We start from the raw sequence: 19051 nt of genomic DNA, 5'->3' as shown, positions 1-19051 counted from the left end.
TTTGTTAGCCATGTCCCCTCAGGCTGTGCGCGTCACTCGATCCGAAGCGATCGAACGAAGACGCGTAAACCAGAAGGGTAAGAGTTATGTCCGGTATTGTTCTCTCTGCGTCGGTTCGCCAGAACCTGCTCTCGCTCCAGTCCACCGCCGACCTCCTCGCCACCACCCAGTCCCGCCTCTCGACTGGCAAGAAGGTGAACTCGGCGCTCGACAACCCCACCAACTTCTTCACGGCACAGTCGCTCGACAACCGCGCCAGCGACATCAACAATCTGCTCGATGGCATTGCCAACGGCGTGCAGGTGCTCCAGGCCGCCAACACCGGCATCACCTCGCTGTCGAAGTTGCTCGACTCCGCCAAGTCGATCGCTAACCAGGCGCTGCAGACCACCGTCGGCTACTCCAGCAAGTCGAACGTCTCGACCACGATTGCGGGTGCGACCGCTTCCGATCTGCGCGGCACCACGACCTACACCAGTGCGACCGCGCAATCCAACGTGCTGTTCTCCGGCGCTGCCGGCGGCGCCACGGCGGCAACCGGTACGACCACGCTCGGCGGTACGGCCGCTGCCTATGTCGGAACCACCGCGGTCAACGACAACAACGGCGGCGGTGCGGCGGCCATCACCACGAGCACGCTGCTCTACGGCGACGGTTCGACTGCTGCAAAGAGCGGTCTGGGCCTGATTGGCGTCACCCAGTTCACCGACGGCACGACCCTCACCGTCGACGGCCACTCCATCACCTTCAAGTCCGGTGATGCGCCGGGCGTCACGGGGTCCACCAATAGCCTGCCGACCGGCTACGGCTTGGATAGCGGTGGTACCAGCAGCGTCGCGACTGACGGCAGTGGCAACTCGATTATCTATCTCGGCAGCAATGCGACGAACTCGACCGCGACGGTCGGCGACGTCCTGAAGGCGATCGATCTTGCGGCAGGCACCCGCGGTGCCACGATCGCGGCCGGCGTTGCCACCATCAACGCCAACAACACCAGCCAGACCGCGGCTTCCATCACCGCCGGCAAGATCACGCTGGACAGCTCGACCGGCGCCGATCTCAGCGTCATCGGCAAGGCTGACCTGTTGAAGGCGCTCGGGCTGACCACCGCGACCGGCTCCGGCAACGCGACCCTGACGGCCGCCCGAACAACCATCTCGACCAGCCTTGGTTCGCTGATCACCGACGGATCGACCCTGAACGTCAACGGCAAGACCATCACGTTCAAGAACGGCGGCACGCCGCTTGCGGCCAACGTGCCGACGGGATCCGGCGTCACCGGTAACGTCGTCACCGACGGCAGCGGCAACTCGACCGTGTACCTCAACAAGGGCACCGTCGCCGACATCCTGAGCGCGGTCGATCTCGCCACCGGCGTGCAGGCAGCAACCATCGCTTCGGGTGCCGCGACCTTGGCGACGGCCAGTGGCCAGACCGCGTCCTCGCTTGTTGCCGGTTCGCTCCACATCTCGACTGGCGCGAACTCGGATCTGTCGATCACCGGCTCGGGCAATGCCTTGTCCGTGCTCGGCCTCACCGGCTCCACCGGCACCGGCACGGCCTTCTCGGCGAGCCGCTCGGCGTCGGCCGGCGGCGTCTCGGGCAAGACCTTGACCTTCGCCTCCTTCAACGGCGGCACGGCGGTCAACGTCACCTTCGGCGACGGCACCGGTGGCACGGTCAAGACGCTCGATCAGCTCAACACGGCGCTTCAGGCCGACAACCTGGCCGCCACGATCGACGCCAACGGCCTGCTCACGGTCTCCGCGATCAACGACTACGCATCCTCGACGATCGGATCGGCTGTCGCTGGCGGCGCAATCGGCGGCACGATCACGACGGCCCTGACCTGGACCAACGCGACCGCGCCGACGGTCGATGCTGTTGCCCAGGCGAGCCGTTCCAACCTGGTGTCGCAGTACAACAACATCCTGTCGCAGATCGACACGACCTCGGTCGACTCGTCCTTCAACGGCGTGAACCTGCTGAACGGCGATCAGCTCAAGCTGGTGTTCGACGAGACCGCGAAGTCGAGCCTGAGCATCACCGGTGTGACCTTCAACTCGAAGGGGCTGGGTCTGGCCTCGCTGGTACGGGGCACCGACTTCATCGACAACGCGGCGACCAACCGGGTGCTCACCAGTCTCAACGCGGCCTCGAGCACGCTACGCTCGCAAGCCTCGACCCTCGGTTCGAACCTGTCGGTGGTGCAGGTGCGTCAGGACTTCAACAAGAACCTGATCAACGTGCTCCAGACCGGCTCGTCCAACCTGACGCTGGCCGACACCAACGAGGAAGCGGCCAACAGCCAGGCGTTGTCGACCCGCCAGTCGATCGCGGTCTCCGCGCTGTCGCTGGCCAACACCTCGCAGCAGAGCGTGCTTCAGCTGCTCCGTTAATAAGCAACTGAAATCACAAGATAAATATGGCGGCGGGGCTTCGGCTCCGCCGCTTTTTTGCGTGTGCGGAGACCGTGCAGAACGTGCAGCCGGGGCCGGGAAGGGGGCGCTAACTCGGCATTAACCGTATCCCTTAAACCGTCGTTAACCATACTTTAAAGGACAGCCCCTAAAAGTGGACAAAAGCCCGCTTTCCAGATCGCGAGCCCCGATTCGTACCCGGTTCAAGAGGAAGACCAGCCAATGTCCAACATCGTTCTCTCGGCGTCCGTTCGCCAGAACCTGTTGTCACTGCAGTCGACGGCCGACCTGCTGGCCACGACACAGCAGCGCCTCTCGACCGGCAAGAAGGTCAACACGGCGCTCGACAACCCCACCAACTTCTTCACCGCGCAAGGGTTGGACAACCGGGCGAGCGACATCAGCAACCTGCTCGACGGCATCAACAACGGTGTGCAGGTGCTGCAGGCCGCCAACACCGGCATCACCTCGCTGCAAAAGCTGATCGACAGCGCCAAGTCGATCGCGAACCAGGCGCTGCAGACCACGGTCGGCTATTCGACCAAGTCGAACATCACGACGACGATTCCGGGCGCGACGCCGGCGGATCTGCGCGGCACCACGAGCTACACCTACGCCACCGCAACCGGCAACGTCGTCACCGACGGTACTGCTGGCGGTACGACTCCGATTACGGGCACGACCACGCTCGGCGGCATTTCGCAATCCCTGACGGGGCTTGCCGCTCCCGACGGTGTCCCCACTCCGGCAAGCCTTGCTGCAAACCTCACCCTTCTCGGTCCGTCCAGCGCTAGCACCATTGCGGCCAATGGTGCACCGACGGACGGCGATGTCGTGATCGTCGACGGCAAGACCATCACCTTCAGGGCCGGCGCTGCACCTGCGGCGGCCAGCGTTCCCGCCGGTTCCGGCAGGAACAACAACGTTGTCACCGACGGCAATGGCAATTCCACCGTTTACCTCGGGACAAGCGCCGTCCCGGCTGCAAAAGTCCAGGACGTGATGGACGCGATCGATCTCGCGACCGGCGTGCAAAAGGCAGCCATCACCGGCGGCACCGCGACATTATCGCTCTCGTCGGGCGCCGTCGCCTCCATCGCCGGCGGCCAGCTTACCCTCACCACCGGCACGGGCGCCGACCTCAGCATCACCGGCAAGGCCGACTTCCTCAAGGCGCTTGGCCTTACGACCGCGACCGGCTCCGGCAATGTCAATGTGAGCAAGGCGCGTCTGACGAGCCCCACGACGCTGGGCACGCTCATCAATGACGGCTCCACGCTGAACGTTGATGGCAAGACCGTCTCGTTCAAGAACGCTGCGGTTCCTGCTGCCGCTCCGACGGGCTCCACCAAGATCGGCAACATCGTAACCGACAACAACGGCAACTCCGTCGTCTATCTCCAGGGCGCCAGCGTTCAGGATTCGCTGAACGCGATCGACCTGGCGTCGGGTGCCGGCATCGTCAGCGGCGCCGCCGTGGTTGCGGCCAGCGGTTCGTCTCTGTCCACCGTCGTCAACGGCGCGCTCAAGCTCAGCACCGGCACCACGGCGGATCTGTCGATCACGGGAACCGGCAATGCGTTGTCCTCGTTCGGACTGACCGGTCCGACCGGCACCGGCACGGCCTTCACCGCGGGCCGCGCGCCCGGAGCGGGCAGCATCTCGGGCAAGACCTTGACCTTTACCTCGTTCAACGGCGGCACGCCGGTCAACGTGACCTTTGGCGATGGCACCAACGGGACTGTCAAGACGCTTGATCAACTGAACTCTCAGCTGCAGGCGAACCACCTGACGGCGACGATCGACGCCAACGGCGTGCTCACGATCACCACCGTCAACGAGTATGCCTCTTCGACGCTGGGCTCGATAACTGCCGGGGGCGCGGTCGCCGGCACCATCACGGGTGTGATCGCTTTCACGACCGCCCAGCCGCCGATCCAGGATCCGGTCGCGCAGACGGCGCGCTCAAACCTGGTCAACCAGTTCAACAACATCCTGGCGCAGATCGATACGACGTCGCAGGATGCCTCATTCAACGGCGTGAACCTGCTCAACGGCGACACGCTGAAGCTGATCTTCAACGAGACCGGCAGCTCCACGCTCGGCATCAACGGCGTGGTCTTCAACGCGGCGGGCCTCGGCCTCAGCAACCTCGTCAACGGTATCGACTTCATCGACAACGGCGCCACCAACAGGGTGCTGACCAGCCTGAACGCGGCCTCGAGTACGCTGCGCTCGGAAGGTTCTGCGCTCGGCTCCAACCTGTCGATCGTGCAGGTGCGTCAGGACTTCTCCAAGAACCTGATCAACGTTCTGCAGACCGGCTCGTCCAACCTGACGCTCGCCGACACCAACGAGGAAGCGGCCAACAGCCAGGCGCTGTCGACCCGCCAGTCGATCGCGGTGTCCGCGCTGTCGCTGGCCAACCAGTCGCAACAGAGCGTGCTGCAGCTGCTCCGCTAATTTCGCGGCGCAAGCTCGCTCATCGATTTCGCGGCGGGGCTAAGGCTCCGCCGTTCATTTTACGGAGATCGCTAAGGCAGGATTAGCTGAGATCGACGCACACCGCGCGTGACGTGTTTACAGCGTGCACATGCGCGTCTAGCTTCACGATGACGAAGAACTCCGAGACCCGTAATAATCCGGAGTGCTTCCAAGCACACATGTAAGCAAATCTTAAGCGGTGCTGCCTAGGGTCGGGAAAGAAATCCTTAAGCGCGTTCAACGGGCTAGGTAACCTCCAGGGTGTGATTGATGTCGAATTCCGCTGCCTCGGCCTACGCGCGTGTTGCAACGACCACCGCATCTCCTCGCGACATCGAAGCGCAGACCCTGCTCAAGGCCGCGAACAAGCTTCAGGATGCGATCAACAGCGCCGAGCCGTTCAGCGAGCAGACCACGCAGGCCCTGATGTTCAATCGCAAGCTCTGGACGATCTTTCTGGGCGAGGCCATGCGCGAGAACAATCCGCAGCCGATCGAGGTCCGGCAGAAGATCGCCAACATCAGCGTGTTCGTGCTGAGCCAGACCGCCGCGCTGCAGATGAGCCCGCAGTTCGATCACTTCCGTCCCCTGATCGAGATCAACCGCAATATCGCCGCTGGTCTGTCCGGCCGTCCGTGATCGAGCACGGCTCGTTCCGCGGCGGCAATATCAAGTTCAAGTGACGGATAGCGGCAAGGCGCAGATCAACAACGTCGTCACCGGTCCCGCGACCGTTCGAGCGATCTCGATGTTGCCGTTCCGACGCTCGACGCCTGATGGTCAGGCGCTGCGGTCCGTGCTGGCCGGACGCGAGGGCTCGGATTTCAAATCCTGCGCATGGAAATAGGCCCGCCGGCGCAGCATTGCTTCGTCGGGGAACTGGTTCACCACCGCGTCGGTCCTGTCGTTGACGACCTGGAAGACGAACGACGCCGCCGCCTGGTCGAACACGACCTGGCGTGAGATGTTCTCGTTGCTTCGCAAATCATTGCGTGCAGGCGCGCTCGCATCGCCAGCGGCCACTGTCTGGCTCACGGGCAGATCGGTTTGCACGGCCTCCTTCGCCGCCGCATTCGACGTCGTTACGATCTGCACGGCAACCGGTATCCCCACCGGCCTGATGCTGAAATCTGTACTCATGGCAGCCTCCTGGTTGCCTCACGTGAGTCAAATCCCAACCCCTCTCAATACGCAACCATGGAACACCGGGATTGAACATCCGGTAAGGAAACGTGCCTAACCGCGCGACGATGTTGCCCCGCGGTTTTTCGTAAAATTGTCATTTGTTATTGCGCGCGCTCAGAGCGAGCGGCTGACCGCGAGCGGCGTGATGTGGCGCGGGCCCGGCGTGGCGCGGCGTCCCGCGGCCGTGTAGGTGTTCGGCACGTTGCGCTTCTGGATCTCGGCGTTGACGCCGCGCACGACGCTCTCCGACACCGCGTGAGCGGTTGCGAGCACGGTGAGGTTGACCTGGAGCATCGCGCGGAATGCATCATGGTGCCGATGCAGCGTCGAGAGCAGCTCGGGCGCGGATTTGGCGAGCTGGGCCTGGTTCGCCTTCAACTGGGTGACGGCGCCGACATAGTTTCGCGACAGTTCCTGCTTCTTGCTCTCGAGGGTCATCGCCTCGCGGACTTGGCCGGCACGTACCAGCTCGGTCTCGCGCTCGATCAGGCCGAGCAGGGCACTCATCGCATCCATCAACTGCTCGGCGATCTTGCGCGCCTCGGCGCTGCCGGATGCGGTGTTCGGGCGCTGCGCTTGCACCGGCTGACGCGAGGCGTTGAAGTGGTTCATCTCGTTTGACCTTATGCCGTGCGGATCGTTTTTGCCTGCTGCATGATCAGGGTGCGATAGACGTCGGTGGCGATGCCGACGCCGCCGGCGTTGGCGAAGTTCTTGGAATATTGCTCGGTCAGCATTGAGCGCCACACGCCGGTGCCAGGGGTGTCGCCGAACGGGCCTTCGCCCTTCAGACCCGAGGTCATCTGCGAGAACATGCTGTTGAGGAACATCGCCTCGAAGTCGGTGGCGATCTTCTGCGCCTTGACCTGCTGCTTCGGCGAGACCTTTTGCAGTGCCGCGGCGAGATCGAAGTCCGGCCGGCCGTTGCGGCTCTCCACCGAGAAGGCGGAGCTGGCGACGCGTGCGGTGTTGACCATGCCGGCCTGCATCACATCACCTCGATGTCGGCTTCGATCGCACCGGCGGCCTTGATCGCCTGCAGGATGCTGATGAGATCGCGCGGGCCGATGCCGAGGCCGTTGAGGCCGTCGACGAGCTGCTGAAGCGAGACGCCGTCCTTGACGACGGCGAACTTCTTGCCGTCCTCGGTGACGCTGACGCTGCTGCGCGGCGCGACCACGGTCCGCCCCCGCGACAGCGGGTTGGGCTGGCTGACCTGCGGGCTCTCGGAGATCGTGACGGTGAGGTTGCCCTGTGCGACCGCAACGGTGGCGACGCGGACGTCGCGGCCCATCACGATGATGCCGCTGCGTTCGTCGATGATGATCTTGGCGGCGAGATCCGGATCGACCTGGAGCTGCTCGATCTCGGTGAGAAAGGCGACGACGTTGCCCTTGAACTCCGGTGGGATCGCAAGCTGCACGGTCGATGGGTCGATCGGCTCGGCGGTCTTGACGCCGAGATAGTCGTTGATCGCGGCGGCGATCCGCTTGGCCGTGGTGAAGTCGGCATTGCGCAGCGCAAGACGGACGTTCGGCAGGCGATTGAGCGCGAACTCGATCTCCCGCTCGATGATGGCACCGTTGACGATGCGTCCGACGGTCGGCACGCCACGCACGATTTTCGCCGCCTCACCCTCGGCCTGGAAGCCGGATATCGCGAGCGAGCCCTGTGCGACCGAATAGACGTTGCCGTCGGCACCGAGGAGTGGGGTGACGAGCAGGGTGCCGCCCTGGAGATTCTTGGCGTCGCCGAGCGCGGAGACGGTGACGTCCATGCGCGTGCCCTGGGTGGCGAAGGCCGGCAGATTGCCTGTCACCATCACGGCGGCGACGTTGCCGGTGCGGATGGTGGCGCCGCGGATGTTGACGCCCATGCGCTCGAGCATCGCTTGCAGCGACTGCTTGGTGAAGGGGATATTGTTGAGGGTGTCGCCGGTGCCGTTGAGGCCGACGACGAGGCCATAGCCGATGAGCTGGTTCTGCCGCACGCCTTCGATGTTGGCGAGATCCTTGATGCGCGATGTCGCGCTTGCAGAATTGGCCGAAAGCACCAGCGCTGACAGCGCGGCGCAGGCCACCCCCACAAGTCTCACCCAACGAACGCTTGGCATCCTCTGCTCCCCGAGGCTCCTCAAATCAAAGAACCATCGCGACACTCCCATGACGAGCTGGTCCGACGCTGTCCTTGCGAGCGCTGTGCCAAGTCGGGGCAGCGGGGGTAGGTAGCTGAATAGGTTGAATAAATCTGTTTCGAGCGACCTCAGCCTGTGTTGTCTCTGAGGAGCGAAACTGCCGCCTGTCGGCAGATTTTGCCGGGCTGTTTACGGGCCGTTAACCATAAAACGGCGAATGTGGCACATCGATCACCCGGATTGCTTCCGATGCGCATCTACGGACCGAAGGGCACCACGCTTGGAACGCCGGCCAGCCAGGCCAGGCGGACGAGCTCCGGCACCTTCGTGTTGCCCGACACCTCGTCGGCGCCGGAGACGCGGGGCGCCGCGGCGCCGAAGGCCGCCGCCAACATCGACGGGCTGCTGGCGCTGCAAGGCATCGAGGAGGATCCGGTCGAGCGTCGCAAGCGCTCGGTCGTGCGTGGAAAGACCGCGCTCGACGTGCTCGACGATCTCAAGATGGGACTTCTCTCCGGCAAGCTCGACGCCTCGACCGTGATGCGGCTGCGTGACGCTGCGGCGAACCTGAAATCGTCCTCCGGCGATCCCGGCCTGGATTCGGTGCTGTCCGAGATCGAGCTGCGCGTCGAGGTCGAGCTCGCCAAGGCCGGGCAGGCGTAGCGTCTTACGCCGCTTCATCCTTCAACTGCGAATCGTAGCGGCGCTGGGCGGCGAGCACGTCTTTCAGATTCTGTTCGGCCCAATCGCGCAGCGGATCGACGGCTGCGGCGAGCGTCACGCCGAGTTGCGTGATCGAGTATTCCACGGTTACCGGCACGGTTGCGATGGCGTGACGCTTGAGCAATCCATCGCGCTCGAGCGACTTGAGAACCTGGCTCAGCATCTTCTGCGAAATGCCTTCAATCGTCCGGCGCAACTGATTGAAGCGCATCGGCTCCTCGCGCAGCAGCAGCAGGATCAGCACCGCCCATTTATCACCGACGCGGTCGAGGATCTGTCGCGTGGGGCAGTTCGCTGCATAGACGTCTGGCTTCATCGTCGGGTCCTCACGATCCATTCCGCTGATTTGCCGGCCGCCGCCGGTTACTCCTGCGTAATCAGGTAAGCACAAAGTGCTCTCTTAACACCAGCGCTCTTTGCGATATCTAGTTACCCGTAGTTACCACAGAAGCAAAGGAGCCTTCCATGAAAATCGCAGTTGCCGGCGCCTCGGGCCGGGCCGGGTCGGAGATCACCAAGGAACTGTCCCGCCGCGGCCACACGCTTACGGCCATCGCCCGCAACCCTGAGCAGATCGCCGCCCTGCCGAACGTCACCCCCACCAAGGGGGACGTGCTCGACCAGCCAGGCCTTGCCAAGCTGTGGGCCGGGCACGACGTCGCCGTGAGTTCCGTGCACTTCCTGGCCAGTGACGCGCTCAAGCTGATCGGTGCGGCCAAGGACTCCAAGGTCGGTCGTTACCTCGTCGTCGGCGGAGCCGGCAGCCTGGAGGTCGCTCCGGGCGTCAAACTGGTGACAACTCCCGGCTTTCCGGCTCAGTACAAGGCTGAGGCGGAGGCGGGTTCGGCCTTTCTCGACCTGCTACGGCGGGAAAAGGAGCTGAACTGGACCTTCATCTCGCCGTCGGCCCTGTTCATCGAGGGCGAGCGCACCGGCAAGTTCCGGCTTGGGACCGATCAGCTTCTCGCAGATGCGAACGGGAAGAGCTGGATCACCTTCGCGGATTACGCCATCGCGCTCGCCGACGAGATCGAGCGGCCGGTCCATGAAAGGCAGCGTTTCACGGTCGGCTACTAGGCCGTCGGCCGCTCCCGGGCCCCTCAGGATAAACCTTTCCTGTGCAAGGGCTTGGGGGCGCCGGTCGGGCGATCAGGGAAACATTGTCTGTCACAGGAGGCCGCTATATAACGCCCCGCTCAGCGGACCCCGTTCCGCGTACGAGTCGTTGCTTAGACAGATAGGCCGCCCTTGGAAAAGTTGAAAAACTACCGACCGACCGAAAAAGAGCCTTTCATGAACGACAGGCAGAAGGAGTACTTCCGGTTGAAGCTCCTCGCTTGGAAGGATGAGATCCTCAAAGAGTCCAAGCTCACCCTGCAAGCCTTGCAGGAGGAGAACGTGAACCACCCCGATCTCGCCGATCGGGCATCGTCCGAAACCGACCGCGCCATCGAACTCCGTGCCCGCGACCGCCAGCGTAAGTTGATCGCCAAGATCGACGCCGCGCTCCAGCGTATCGAGGACAACACCTACGGCTATTGCGAGGACACCGGCGAGCCGATCTCGTTGAAGCGGCTCGAGGCCCGTCCCATCGCGACGCTCTCGGTGGAGGCGCAGGAGCGCCACGAGAAACGCGAGAAGGTCTATCGCGACGAATAGATTCCGAGCCGCAGCGATGCGGCTCTTTGTTTTTGAACGCAAGGCGCGCCTTTTCGCGCCGTGATCAGCATTTTGCCTGTCGCTTGCAACCGCGCATTCGGCGCGCGAGCGCAATCGCGAAAAGTGAATCGCGATCAATGGGCTAGACTCAACTCCTCCGAGCTCACGTGAGTTCGGATGAGAAACAGCCTTCACTTCAGGTGCGGGAGGTTTTGCGAGTCGCATCAAGGACATCGACTCGAATGCTGAGGCACCGATCCAGCAGCTTCACGCATTGCTGCAATCAGGCCTGATGCGACGCTACAAGGCGCGCATCCCGATAAAGCCCGGACCAGCTCAATATTTCCTTAAACGCCGGCACAGCCCGTGTGGCTTGCCATGATGTGCCCGATCAGCGTTCGCAGCTCATCCAGCTTGGGTTGGCGATGACGTGCTGCCGTGGGGTCTCTTGCGCTTGTCACGCCCCGGCGGGGATGCTGAAGTGCCGCCCTCGATTGTGGTGTGTAGGAGGCGGCGCCGATGGACAGAATTCTCGCAGCCGCAAAGGCGATCGCGCTGGCGCGCCGCAACCATGCACCGCTCGCGGCGCTCGAAGTTCCTCCGGCCGATGAAGCCGAGGGCTATCAGGTCCAGCGCGCGCTGCACGATCTACTGCTGCCGCATGTCGGCCCGCTGGTCGGTTACAAGATCGGCTGCACCAGCCAGGTGATGCAGGAATACATCGGCATTCCGCATCCTTGCGGCGGCGGCGTGTTCCAGAAGGGCGTCCACGACAGCGGTGTGCGGCTCGCGGCTGCCGACTATGTCCGCGTCGGCGTCGAATGCGAGATCGCGGTGCGGCTGAAGCGCAATCTCGCCGCCGGCGAGGCGCCGTTCACGGCCGAATGGGTCGGCGAAGCCGTCGAGGCCTATCATCCCGCGATCGAGATCGTCGACGACCGCTATGTGAAGTGGGAAACGATGGGGGCGCCGACGCTGATCGCCGACGATTTCTTCGCCGCCGGCTGCGTGCTGGGTGAGGTCGTGCCGCGCTCGTCGGTGCCGGACCTGAAGGCCGTCAAAGGCCGCGCCATCGTCAACGGCGAAGAGGTCAGCCACGGCACCGGCGCCGACGTGCTCGGCCATCCCCACAACGCACTCGCCTGGCTCGCCAACCATCTCGCCGCCGAGGGCAAGGGTCTGCACGCGGGACAGCTCGTGCTGACGGGGAGCCTGGTCAAGACGCTGTGGCTGAAAGCCGGCGACAAGGTGCGAATGGAGCTGGACGGGCTGGGGACGGTGGAGGCGGAGTTTACGTAGGCGCTGCGGGCGCGCTGCGGGCACTACGTCGTCATGCCCCGCGAAGGCGGGGAATCCAGTACGCCGCGGCTTCTCGGTTCATCACTGACGTCTCGAAATACTGGATCGCCCGCCTTCGCGGGCGATGACAGTCGAGAGGGCGGATAGGGGGGAGCGGCGTCGCTGCAATCGCGCGTGCCCGACGCGCTGTATGCAGCCGTCGCAAAATGCATGCGGCCCTCGCCAGGGGAGCTAGCGAGGGCCGCGTCGTACATCGTCGTCCGCGCCTAGGTTCGCGAACACGATGTGGGAGCTCGGGAGAAGCTAGAAGGGTAGCAGCACGTCCATGACTTGCTGGCCGTAGCGCGGCTGCTGCACGTCCATGATCTGGCCGCGGCCGCCGTAGGCGATGCGGGCCTGCGCGATCTTGGTGGAATCGATCGTGTTGTCGCTCTGGATGTCTTCGGGACGGACGATGCCGGCGACGATGAGCTCGCGGATTTCGTAGTTGACGCGGATCTCCTGCTTGCCTTCGACCACGAGGTTGCCGTTGGGCAGGACCTGGGTGACGACGGCCGCGACGTTGGTCTGCAACGCTTCCTTGCGGTCCACGCTTCCTTTGCCCTCGCTGGACGCGGTCGAGTCGGCGGTGAGGATGCGGCCGGGCAACACCTTCTGCGCTTGGGCGCCCAATGTCTTGGCGCCGATGAAGTCGGTGATTCCGGAATCTTCCTTGTTGGTGCGGCTGCGCTGGGTATCGTTTTCGATATTGGCCTTGTCGGTGATGTTCACGGCCACCGTCAGGAGATCGCCGACCTGGTGGGCGCGCTGGTCCTTGAAGAAGGCACGGCTGCCGTTGCGCCACAGCGAGTTCGGGTTGTAGGAGGCGACTTCCGGCTTCGGCATCGGCATCTGCACCGGCTTGTAACCGGGCTGCGTCGTCGGATTGTCGATCGCCGATAATTTCGGCTGCTCGCCGATCTGCGACAAGCGGTCGATCGAGGAGCAGCCGCTCGCCAGCGCGCAAGTCGCCAGCAGCAGGGCAGAGATCGCGATGCGACGAAGACGAAAAGCCGAACTGAACGTGGACATGACTTACTCTGACTTGGCTGGAGCTTGCGAGACGCGAACTTGCGGGATCTGGGCTTGTGCGATCTGGGCCGGGGATGCCGGGGTCTGGACCAGGTTCCGGACGAGGGCTGCGGTATCGACGGGGGCGGGCGCCTCGTCGCGCTTGAGCGAGGAGGTCTGCTCGACCGCGGCCGGCATCGGCGCGGCCTGGCTGGCGCCCTGGACCGTCACCTGGCCGCGGCCGGTGACGACGCCGCTCAGCGTGCGCTTGGTCTGCAGATTGAGCACGCTGATGGTGTCGCCCTCGGCGCCGCTCTCGATCGCCTTGCCGCGCGTGGTGAGGTAGATTCCGGGGACCTGATAAATAACAGTGACGTTCTGGTCGCGCTGCACGAAGTCGGGCTTGACGATGTCGGCGACGCGGATGGGAGTGCCCGCCCGCATCGGCCGGCGGAGTTGCATGCCGAGCGTGCGATCGCGCGAGGCGGCCTCACCCGTGACCTCGGCCTTCGGCCGGCGCTCCATGGCGACGTCGGAGGCCTTCAGGAGATCGACACGATCGATGTCGCGCGTCAGCACGGCTACTTCCACCGTCTCGATCGCGTTGCCGGTGAAACGCAGCTTGGTCGGTGCCGGATTGTTGTCGTTGTTGATCTCGAAAGCGATGTCGAAACGGCCGCTGCGGGCGTCGTAGCGGGTCGCGACCGGCTGCAGCGTGCCGGTGTTGGAGGCATCCAACCGCATGTCGGCAATGCCGCGGTCGAACGTGACGGTGATGTTGGCGGCGTCGCCAAGTCCGAAGCGGCGCTCGAGCGCCGAGGCGACCGCGGTTTCGAGGTCCTTGTTCACGAGCGTGCGAGCGAGACGGGTGACCTGGACCTCCTTGAGGTCGCCGGTCATCACGCCGATCACCTGCTTTGCGCGCAACACCGCCAGCACTTGCGCGACCGGCAGCGCACCGGTGGTGCCGAGATCGGGCGAGCGGTAGAGCGGGATCAGCGCGGCCGAGCCGGCGTTGTCGATGAGATCGCCGACCCGCACCACGTCCGAGGTCACGGTGATGCTCGCGCGCAGCGTCGGCGTCGCGATGAAGTCGTCGGCGGCCCGTGCGGGCAGCGCCAGCACGAGGAGAGCGGAGATGGTGGCGAGGGTGGTGCGGATCATCGTCATCACCTCAGCGGAACAGCGCCGTGGTCGATTGCATCATCTGGTCGGCGGCGCTGATCACCTTGGCGTTCATCTCGTAGGCGCGCTGGGCGGCGATCAGGTCGCTCATTTCCGAGACGACGTCGACATTGGCCTGCTCGAGGCTGCTCTGGGTGATGTTGCCGAAACCCTCGGAGCTCGCGGTGCCGTCCTGCGGCGGGCCGGAGGAGGGCGTCTCGGTGAACTGATTGTTGCCGACCGGCTGGAGGCCGGCCTTGTTGATGAATCGGGTCAGGCCGATCTGGCCCTGGACGGCCGAGGTCGACGAACCCGGCAGCGTCACCGAGACCTGGCCCTGCACGTTGATGGTGAGGCCCGAGGCGTTGTTCGGGATCGTGATCGTCGGTTGCACCGGGTTGCCCTGCGCCGTGACGATGCGCCCCTGATTGTCCATCTGGAAGGTGCCGTCGCGGGTGTACTGGAAGCTGCCGTCGGGCATCAGGATCTTGAAGAAGCCTTCGCCCGTAATGGCCATGTCGAGGTCGTTGCCGGTCTGCGACAGCGTGCCCTGGGTCATGCTGCGCGGCGTGCCGACGGTCTTGACGCCGCCGCCGATGTCGACGCCGACCGGCAGGATGGTGCCCTGGTCGGACGACTGGGCGCCGACGCGGCGGACGTGTTCGTAGATCAGGTCCTGGAACGCCGCGGTCTGCTTCTTGAAGCCGGTGGTGCGCAGGTTCGCGATGTTGTTGGAGATCACCTGAACGTTGAGTTCCTGTGCCGCCATTCCGGTTGCTGCGGTGTGAAGCGCCTGCATGTCAGTTCTCCCTCAATCAGGCCGGAACGTCGGCGAGCTTCTCGATCGCCGACTTGTGCATGTCACTCTGCTGCTGGAGCAGGTTGGCGATGGCGGTGTAGCTGCGCATGACTTCGACCATGCGGCTCATCTCACCGACCGAGTTCACGTTCGACTTCTCGACGTAGCCCTGCTGCACGGTCGACTTGGTGTCGGCCTGCGGAGCCGCGGAGCCGATGTTGTAAAGGTTGGCGCCGAGCTTGGTCAGCTTGGCCGGATCGTCGAACGAGGCCATGCGGATCTTGCCGCGGATCGAGTCGTTCTTGGCCGTGCCCTCGAGCACCGTGACGGTACCGTCCGGCGCGACGTTGATATCGTGGTCGGTCGGCTGGAAGGTGATCGGGCCGCTGGTGCCCAGCACGAGGTTGCCGTCGGAGGTGACGAGCTGGCCGGTGTTGTTGAGCGAGAATTTGCCGTCGCGGGTGTAGCGCTCGGCGCCATTGGCCTGAACCGCGAAATAGGCGTTGCCGCTGATCGCCATGTCGAGCGGATTCTTGGTCGGTTCCATCGGCCCCTGACCGACGTCGCGGAAGGTGCCGCGGTCCTGCACATAGGAGACCCGGCGGTCGGAGGCGACGAAATTGTCCTCACGCGCGTTCGAGTTGAGGTACTCCTCGAACAGCGAATGGTCGGCCTTGAAGCCGTTGGTGTTGGCGTTGGCGACGTTGTTGGCGATGACATCCATCTGCCGTTCCAACGTCATCTGTCGCGACAACCCGATCAGAAGCGCGTTCTGCATCGGAAATCTCCCCTGAGTGAGATCTGCCAGCTCGCTCTCCCAAGCGCCCTGGCCGATCCCGTGAACGAGACCTCGGGTTCTCCCAAACCCTGGGTCTCGATCCTTTCTCAGCGAAACTCGTGCCAAGCTGGAAAATTGTGTTGTTTCAGTCTCTTGTCTGTTTTTCGAGGGCGCGGGGAGGCGGCAGAAAGGGTCTGTTAGCCATGTTTGCCCGGCAGATTTTTCCTAGTGAAGGCCCAATCGAAAGGTTCCGTTAACCATTATTACCGTAGCGTTTGCGCGTAAGAGGAGCACTGCGCTGGGGCATTTGTATCGCGTCACTGTCTGCCAGGAGCTTCGCTCTTTCGACCCATTTGAGAGATGAGCGAGCGCGGCGATCATGGCAGAGAATGAAGCGGAAGGCGGCGGAGCCGCTGAGGGCGCGGAAGCCGCTCCGCCCAAGAACAAGTTCAAGCTGATGATCATGGTGGTGGGCCTGCTCGCCGTTCTCGGCGGCGGCGCCGCGACCTGGTTCTTCTTTTTCCGTCACGGCGACGACGAGCATCACGCCGAGGCGGCGCCTCCGCCGAAGCCGCCGGCTTTTGTTGAGGTTCCCGACATCATGGTCAACCTCGCCGGCGCGCCGGGCGAGCGCGTGCAATATCTGAAGCTCAAGATCGTGCTGGAGCTGAAGGAAGAGAAGCAGGTCGAGGCGATCAAGCCGACGATGCCGCGCATCACCGACATCTTCCAGACCTATGCGCGCGAGCTGCGCTCCTCTGACCTCAACGGTTCCGCCGGCATCTTCCGCCTCAAGGAAGAGTTGACCAAGCGCGTCAACGCGGCGGTCGCTCCGGTCCAGGTCAGCGCGGTGCTGTTCAAGGAAGTCGTGATCCAGTGAGCATGACGGGCTAGGGATCATGGCAGGCACCGACCAACCAGACCAGGATGCAATTGCCGCCCAATGGGAGGCCTCGCTTGATTCCGAGGATCCCGCCGAGGCCGCGAAGGCTGCTGCTGAAAATGAACTATCGGAGACCATGGCCCTGCAATGGGCGGCCATGGTCGAGGATGGCAGCCGCGATCTCGGCGCCGGCAAGAATTCCGGCGAACGGGTGCTGTCGCAGGAGGAGATCGACAACCTCCTCGGCTTCGCGGTCGGCGACGTCACGCTCGACGACCATTCCGGCATTCGCGCCATCATCGATTCGGCGATGGTCTCCTACGAGCGTCTGCCGATGCTCGAAATCGTCTTCGACCGCCTGGTGCGGTTGCTGACGACCTCGTTACGCAATTTCACCTCCGACAACGTCGAAGTCTCGCTCGACCGCATCACCTCGGTGCGCTTCGGCGACTACATGAACTCGATTCCGCTGCCCGCCGTCCTCACCGTCTTCAAAGCCGAAGAGTGGGACAATTTCGGCATGGCCGTGGTCGATTCCAGCCTGATCTACTCGATGATCGACGTGCTGCTCGGCGGCCGCCGCGGCTCGAGCCAGCTGCGCATCGAGGGCCGGCCCTACACCACGATCGAGACGGAGTTGGTCAAGCGGCTGGTCGAAGTCGTCATGACCGATGCCGAACAGGCGTTCCGGCCGCTGTCGCCGGTGACCTTCACCATCGACCGGCTCGAGACCAACCCGCGTTTCGCCGCGATCAGCCGTCCTGCCAACGCCGCGATCCTGGTGCGCCTGCGCATCGACATGGAAGATCGCGGCGGCAACATCGAGCTGTTGCTGCCTTACGCGACCATCGAGCCGATCCGGGGCGTCCTGCTCCAGATGTTCATGGGCGAAAAGTTCGGCCGCGACCAGATCTGGGAAGGCCATTTCGCCACCGAGATCGTCCAGGCCGAGATCTCCGTCGACGCCGTGCTCTACGAAGCCGACATTCCGCTCAAGCAGTTGATGCGGCTGAAGGTCGGCGACACGCTGCCGCTGGACATGCGCGCGGATGCCAACGTCACCGTTCGCTGCGGCGACGTCACCATCACCGAAGGACGCATGGGCCGGGTCGGCGATCGCGTCGCGATACGGGTGACGAAACCCTTGCGCAAGCCAAGTACGACACTTGCGATGTTCGAAAAGGTCGACGAGCAGAACAAGATGATGGAGGCCCCATGAACCACTCCCTAGGAATGGCGATCGAGACGCTGGTGGCTATCCTGCTGATGCTGACCATCGTCTACTGCGTCACGCTCAACAAGCGACTGACGCGGCTGAAGGCGGACGAGCATTCGCTGAAGGCGGTCATCGGCGAGCTGATCACCGCAACCGAGATCGCCGAGCGCGCGATCGGCGGGCTGAAGCTCGCCGTGCGCGACGTCAACGAGAACCTCGGCAGCCAGCTCGCTGCGGCGACCCAGATGTCCGAGCAGCTCTACAAGCAGCTCGGCGAAGCCGACAACGTGGTGCGGCGCCTGTCCAAGATCGCGATCGCCGCGCGCCCCGTGACGAACCCGGAGACGGTCGCCGCGCCCGCAGCCAAGCCCTCGTCGGCGAAGGCGGTGGCGGCTGCGGCCGAAGCCTTCTCCGAGCGCCGACGATCCAACGGTCTTGCCGCATAAAGTCAGGGTATGAAGTCTTTTCGCAACATCCGCGTCATTCCGATCGTGCTGGTTGCCGTCGCTGGCCTCGCCACGCTGAAGGTCACGGGTCTTGTGATCAACGGCGGCTATGTCTTCGACTACAAGCCGAGCCAGACCAAGAAGTCCTGGGCGCAGGAGAATCTGAACTTCCCGGCCAGCCGTGAGGATCCCGACATCACGGGCTCGACCCATGGCGCGCCGAAGGAGGCGCCGAAGCCGGCCGCACCCGACACCAAGTCCGAAGGCGCCGCCGTCAAGGAGGAAGCCCAGTCGCAGATCTCCGCCTCGGAGCGCGCGATCCTGGAACGCTTGCAGTCGCGCCGCCAGGAGATCGAGGCCCGCCAGCGCGAGATCGACATCCGCGAGAGCCTGTTGAAATCCGCCGAGAAGCGCATCGAAAACAAGGTCGAGGAGATGAAGGCGGTAGAAACCCGTATCTCCGCGACGCAGGCCGAGCAGAAGGCCGCCGAAGCCCAGCGCATGAAGGGCCTCGTGACCATGTATGAGGGCATGAAGCCTAAGGACGCCGCGCGGGTCTTTGACCGGCTCGAGATGGGCGTGCTGATCGAGATCGCCTCGCAGATCGCGCCGCGAAAAATGTCGGACATCATGGGATTGATGTCCCCGGAGGCCGCCGAGCGGCTGACGGTCGAGATGGCCCGCCGGGCCAATGGCGGCGGCGATCAGTCCGCTTCGGCCGGCGAGCTGCCCAAGATCGACGGCAAGCCGACGCAAAAGCCGAATTGAGGGCTCATACTTAAGAAGTCCTTAATTGCCAAAATCTACAGTC

The 19051-nt window shown here is 63.9% G+C and carries 20 protein-coding genes; 11 read left to right on the top strand and 9 right to left on the bottom strand.

Annotated features, from left to right (window positions below):
* Nucleotides 1-86 precede the first annotated feature (86 nt).
* From AC0L3A_RS22215 to flaF, 3 genes are all read left to right on the top strand, one after another.
* Entirely contained in the window at nucleotides 87-2399 is a 2313-nt protein-coding gene (locus tag AC0L3A_RS22215; RefSeq protein WP_473255196.1) for a DUF1522 domain-containing protein, read from the top strand.
* Between the two features lie 243 nt (nucleotides 2400-2642).
* Nucleotides 2643-4883, top strand: coding sequence for a DUF1522 domain-containing protein (locus tag AC0L3A_RS22210; RefSeq protein WP_007602112.1), 2241 nt, complete (start codon nucleotides 2643-2645; stop codon nucleotides 4881-4883).
* 291 nt (nucleotides 4884-5174) lie between these two features.
* Entirely contained in the window at nucleotides 5175-5543 is a 369-nt protein-coding gene (flaF, locus tag AC0L3A_RS22205; RefSeq protein ID WP_007602113.1) for a flagellar biosynthesis regulator FlaF, read from the top strand.
* A 141-nt stretch (nucleotides 5544-5684) separates the two neighbouring features.
* On the opposite strand, the gene AC0L3A_RS22200 is transcribed toward flaF, so the two are convergent.
* From AC0L3A_RS22200 to AC0L3A_RS22185, 4 genes are all read right to left on the bottom strand, one after another.
* A complete protein-coding gene (locus tag AC0L3A_RS22200; RefSeq protein ID WP_473255195.1) occupies nucleotides 5685-6044 on the bottom strand; it encodes a hypothetical protein in 360 nt (119 codons plus the stop codon).
* A 159-nt stretch (nucleotides 6045-6203) separates the two neighbouring features.
* Nucleotides 6204-6701, bottom strand: coding sequence for a hypothetical protein (locus AC0L3A_RS22195; RefSeq protein WP_007602115.1), 498 nt, complete (start codon nucleotides 6699-6701; stop codon nucleotides 6204-6206).
* Between the two features lie 11 nt (nucleotides 6702-6712).
* Nucleotides 6713-7078, bottom strand: a complete 366-nt coding sequence (flgJ, locus tag AC0L3A_RS22190) for a flagellar assembly peptidoglycan hydrolase FlgJ (protein WP_007602116.1) — start codon at nucleotides 7076-7078, stop codon at nucleotides 6713-6715.
* On the bottom strand, nucleotides 7078-8202 hold the full coding sequence (locus AC0L3A_RS22185) for a flagellar basal body P-ring protein FlgI (RefSeq protein ID WP_219685064.1): 1125 nt from the start codon (nucleotides 8200-8202) through the stop codon (nucleotides 7078-7080). Before AC0L3A_RS22185 ends, flgJ begins: the two co-directional genes overlap by 1 nt.
* Before the next feature lie 270 nt (nucleotides 8203-8472).
* Here AC0L3A_RS22185 and AC0L3A_RS22180 point away from each other — a divergent pair, with 270 nt between their 5' ends.
* On the top strand, nucleotides 8473-8886 hold the full coding sequence (locus AC0L3A_RS22180) for a flagellar assembly protein FliX (RefSeq protein ID WP_473255194.1): 414 nt from the start codon (nucleotides 8473-8475) through the stop codon (nucleotides 8884-8886).
* 4 nt (nucleotides 8887-8890) lie between these two features.
* Here AC0L3A_RS22180 and AC0L3A_RS22175 read toward each other — a convergent pair whose 3' ends face one another.
* A complete protein-coding gene (locus tag AC0L3A_RS22175) occupies nucleotides 8891-9262 on the bottom strand; it encodes a winged helix-turn-helix transcriptional regulator (protein WP_007602122.1) in 372 nt (123 codons plus the stop codon).
* 149 nt (nucleotides 9263-9411) lie between these two features.
* On the opposite strand from AC0L3A_RS22175, the gene AC0L3A_RS22170 reads away from it, so the two are divergent.
* From AC0L3A_RS22170 to AC0L3A_RS22160, 3 genes are all read left to right on the top strand, one after another.
* The gene (locus AC0L3A_RS22170; protein WP_473255193.1) at nucleotides 9412-10023 is read left to right on the top strand and encodes an NAD(P)-dependent oxidoreductase; all 612 of its coding nucleotides are present in this window, start codon (nucleotides 9412-9414) and stop codon (nucleotides 10021-10023) included.
* A gap of 216 nt (nucleotides 10024-10239) precedes the next feature.
* Nucleotides 10240-10605 (top strand): RNA polymerase-binding protein DksA, encoded by a 366-nt coding sequence (dksA, locus tag AC0L3A_RS22165; protein ID WP_008554760.1) that lies wholly within the window; start codon nucleotides 10240-10242, stop codon nucleotides 10603-10605.
* 519 nt (nucleotides 10606-11124) lie between these two features.
* Nucleotides 11125-11904 (top strand): 2-keto-4-pentenoate hydratase, encoded by a 780-nt coding sequence (locus tag AC0L3A_RS22160; protein WP_473255192.1) that lies wholly within the window; start codon nucleotides 11125-11127, stop codon nucleotides 11902-11904.
* A gap of 303 nt (nucleotides 11905-12207) precedes the next feature.
* On the opposite strand, the gene flgH is transcribed toward AC0L3A_RS22160, so the two are convergent.
* The 4 genes from flgH to flgF are packed head-to-tail and all read right to left on the bottom strand — an operon-like array spanning nucleotide 12208 to nucleotide 15695.
* A complete protein-coding gene (gene flgH / locus AC0L3A_RS22155; protein WP_027518924.1) occupies nucleotides 12208-12975 on the bottom strand; it encodes a flagellar basal body L-ring protein FlgH in 768 nt (255 codons plus the stop codon).
* Nucleotides 12976-12978: 3 nt separating this feature from the next.
* The gene (gene flgA / locus AC0L3A_RS22150; RefSeq protein ID WP_473255191.1) at nucleotides 12979-14118 is read right to left on the bottom strand and encodes a flagellar basal body P-ring formation chaperone FlgA; all 1140 of its coding nucleotides are present in this window, start codon (nucleotides 14116-14118) and stop codon (nucleotides 12979-12981) included.
* Between the two features lie 10 nt (nucleotides 14119-14128).
* Nucleotides 14129-14917, bottom strand: coding sequence for a flagellar basal-body rod protein FlgG (flgG, locus tag AC0L3A_RS22145; protein ID WP_219685050.1), 789 nt, complete (start codon nucleotides 14915-14917; stop codon nucleotides 14129-14131).
* 16 nt (nucleotides 14918-14933) lie between these two features.
* Nucleotides 14934-15695 (bottom strand): flagellar basal-body rod protein FlgF, encoded by a 762-nt coding sequence (flgF, locus tag AC0L3A_RS22140; RefSeq protein WP_007602132.1) that lies wholly within the window; start codon nucleotides 15693-15695, stop codon nucleotides 14934-14936.
* A gap of 379 nt (nucleotides 15696-16074) precedes the next feature.
* Here flgF and fliL point away from each other — a divergent pair, with 379 nt between their 5' ends.
* The 4 genes from fliL to AC0L3A_RS22120 are packed head-to-tail and all read left to right on the top strand — an operon-like array spanning nucleotide 16075 to nucleotide 19008.
* Nucleotides 16075-16575 carry a flagellar basal body-associated protein FliL gene (gene fliL / locus AC0L3A_RS22135; RefSeq protein WP_007602133.1) on the top strand — a complete coding sequence of 167 codons (501 nt, stop codon included), beginning with the start codon at nucleotides 16075-16077 and terminating at the stop codon, nucleotides 16573-16575.
* A gap of 19 nt (nucleotides 16576-16594) precedes the next feature.
* A complete protein-coding gene (fliM, locus tag AC0L3A_RS22130; protein ID WP_007602134.1) occupies nucleotides 16595-17797 on the top strand; it encodes a flagellar motor switch protein FliM in 1203 nt (400 codons plus the stop codon).
* A complete protein-coding gene (locus tag AC0L3A_RS22125) occupies nucleotides 17794-18240 on the top strand; it encodes a DUF6468 domain-containing protein (protein ID WP_026233172.1) in 447 nt (148 codons plus the stop codon). Before fliM ends, AC0L3A_RS22125 begins: the two co-directional genes overlap by 4 nt.
* 9 nt (nucleotides 18241-18249) lie before the next feature.
* Nucleotides 18250-19008 carry a MotE family protein gene (locus AC0L3A_RS22120; protein ID WP_219685048.1) on the top strand — a complete coding sequence of 253 codons (759 nt, stop codon included), beginning with the start codon at nucleotides 18250-18252 and terminating at the stop codon, nucleotides 19006-19008.
* Nucleotides 19009-19051 lie beyond the last annotated feature (43 nt).

The organism is Bradyrhizobium sp. MI1.3 (assembly GCF_055811695.1).
This window is presented reverse-complemented; position numbering and strand designations above follow the sequence as displayed.

Excerpts from the sequence above, each read along its gene's own strand:
- AC0L3A_RS22175 (WP_007602122.1), bottom strand. The coding sequence starts at position 9,262 with ATGAAGCCAGACGTCTATGCAGCGAACTGCCCCACGCGACAGATCCTC.
- flgF (WP_007602132.1), bottom strand. The coding sequence starts at position 15,695 with ATGCAGAACGCGCTTCTGATCGGGTTGTCGCGACAGATGACGTTGGAA.
- AC0L3A_RS22185 (WP_219685064.1), bottom strand. The coding sequence starts at position 8,202 with ATGCCAAGCGTTCGTTGGGTGAGACTTGTGGGGGTGGCCTGCGCCGCG.
- AC0L3A_RS22200 (WP_473255195.1), bottom strand. The coding sequence starts at position 6,044 with ATGAGTACAGATTTCAGCATCAGGCCGGTGGGGATACCGGTTGCCGTG.
- fliL (WP_007602133.1), top strand. The coding sequence starts at position 16,075 with ATGGCAGAGAATGAAGCGGAAGGCGGCGGAGCCGCTGAGGGCGCGGAA.
- flgH (WP_027518924.1), bottom strand. The coding sequence starts at position 12,975 with ATGTCCACGTTCAGTTCGGCTTTTCGTCTTCGTCGCATCGCGATCTCT.
- fliM (WP_007602134.1), top strand. The coding sequence starts at position 16,595 with ATGGCAGGCACCGACCAACCAGACCAGGATGCAATTGCCGCCCAATGG.
- AC0L3A_RS22125 (WP_026233172.1), top strand. The coding sequence starts at position 17,794 with ATGAACCACTCCCTAGGAATGGCGATCGAGACGCTGGTGGCTATCCTG.
- dksA (WP_008554760.1), top strand. The coding sequence starts at position 10,240 with ATGAACGACAGGCAGAAGGAGTACTTCCGGTTGAAGCTCCTCGCTTGG.
- flaF (WP_007602113.1), top strand. The coding sequence starts at position 5,175 with ATGTCGAATTCCGCTGCCTCGGCCTACGCGCGTGTTGCAACGACCACC.
- flgG (WP_219685050.1), bottom strand. The coding sequence starts at position 14,917 with ATGCAGGCGCTTCACACCGCAGCAACCGGAATGGCGGCACAGGAACTC.
- AC0L3A_RS22210 (WP_007602112.1), top strand. The coding sequence starts at position 2,643 with ATGTCCAACATCGTTCTCTCGGCGTCCGTTCGCCAGAACCTGTTGTCA.
- AC0L3A_RS22160 (WP_473255192.1), top strand. The coding sequence starts at position 11,125 with ATGGACAGAATTCTCGCAGCCGCAAAGGCGATCGCGCTGGCGCGCCGC.
- AC0L3A_RS22180 (WP_473255194.1), top strand. The coding sequence starts at position 8,473 with ATGCGCATCTACGGACCGAAGGGCACCACGCTTGGAACGCCGGCCAGC.
- AC0L3A_RS22215 (WP_473255196.1), top strand. The coding sequence starts at position 87 with ATGTCCGGTATTGTTCTCTCTGCGTCGGTTCGCCAGAACCTGCTCTCG.
- AC0L3A_RS22170 (WP_473255193.1), top strand. The coding sequence starts at position 9,412 with ATGAAAATCGCAGTTGCCGGCGCCTCGGGCCGGGCCGGGTCGGAGATC.
- AC0L3A_RS22120 (WP_219685048.1), top strand. The coding sequence starts at position 18,250 with ATGAAGTCTTTTCGCAACATCCGCGTCATTCCGATCGTGCTGGTTGCC.
- flgJ (WP_007602116.1), bottom strand. The coding sequence starts at position 7,078 with ATGCAGGCCGGCATGGTCAACACCGCACGCGTCGCCAGCTCCGCCTTC.
- flgA (WP_473255191.1), bottom strand. The coding sequence starts at position 14,118 with ATGATCCGCACCACCCTCGCCACCATCTCCGCTCTCCTCGTGCTGGCG.
- AC0L3A_RS22195 (WP_007602115.1), bottom strand. The coding sequence starts at position 6,701 with ATGAACCACTTCAACGCCTCGCGTCAGCCGGTGCAAGCGCAGCGCCCG.